At 59.1% G+C, this 1160-nt stretch carries 1 protein-coding gene; it reads right to left on the reverse strand.

Going from position 1 to position 1160, the window contains the following annotated elements; all coding sequences use genetic code 11:
- On the reverse strand, positions 1–1160 hold a 1160-nt coding region (locus tag AB1772_13495; protein MEW5797354.1), incomplete at both ends, for a hypothetical protein.

Here is a 1160-nt window from a genome sequence, read left to right on the forward strand (position 1 = left end):
TGATTGGCGCGGGATTCCAGGCGTAGGTCACACCGACTGCGGGATTGGAAACAACCGATGCGGTCGCCAACAGGCTGTCGCAGGTCAGCTCGTCACCGGTGCAGGTGAGAACAGGCTTGGCGCGATCGATGATGACGATCGCCGTGTCCTGAGCGCTGCAGTGGTTAACTGGATTGCGTACGGTTAAGATGTAGGTCCCGGCCGCGTCAACCAGCGGCGTGGCGGTGTTGCCGCCGGACACGATGTGTCCGCCACTGAAGGCACCCCAACTGAAAGTGGCGCCGGGCGTGCTTGAGGAGCCCGACAGGTTGATCTGTGTAACCAGGCAGGTGAGGACTTTGTCTGAGCCGGCGTTGGCGTTGGGCACCGCGATATTCTGGACAATCGTTGCTGTGCAGGAGTCTTTGCATCCGGTGGCTGTGATCGTCACGACGACTTTCTTGGCACCAGATGTGTTGTAACGGGCAGCAGATGTGCCCTGACCGCTCACAGGCGCTGGAGTCCAGAGATAAGTGACTCCCACCGATGGCGAAGAGATCACTGATGCCGTAGCCTGTGTGCTGTCGCATGTGAGAGTGTCACCTAAGCAACTTAAAACCGGCTTCGTCGTGTTAAGCGTCACCAGCGCAGTGTCTTTGCCGGTGCAGTTGTTGGTCGGATCGGTGACGGTCAAAACGTAGGTTCCGGCCGCATCCACGGTCGGGGTCGCCGTCGAACCACCCGAGACGATGTGGCCGCCGTTGGACGCCAACCACGAGAATGTTACACCTGTTGTCGTGGACGATCCCGACAGCTGAACCTGAGTCACAGAGCAGGTCAGTTGTTTATCCGGCCCAGCGTTGGCATTGGTTGGACAGATTGGGAAAGCGTGATGCCCGACCGGCGCGGTCGGGGGACTCCCGACCGTGTGCTCACCATCCGAGGCTGTGAAGTAATACTGGATGCTGTCCCCGGTACACAGCAGCTGGCTGGATGGTACCGTGGCACAGAATGTGCTATCGGTTCGAGTTGTGGCCACCGACGTGTATGAGGATGCCGGGCTGTTGCGGTAGAACAGATTCACGGTCAGTGACGCGAGCGGGGTATCCTTGTCAGTGACCCACGCACACAACTGGACATTCGTTTTCGGCTTCTGGCAGATATTGTCCAGTGCGATCGTC

Source organism: Candidatus Zixiibacteriota bacterium (assembly GCA_040752815.1).
Taxonomy (GTDB): domain Bacteria; phylum Zixibacteria; class MSB-5A5; order GN15; family FEB-12; genus JAGGTI01.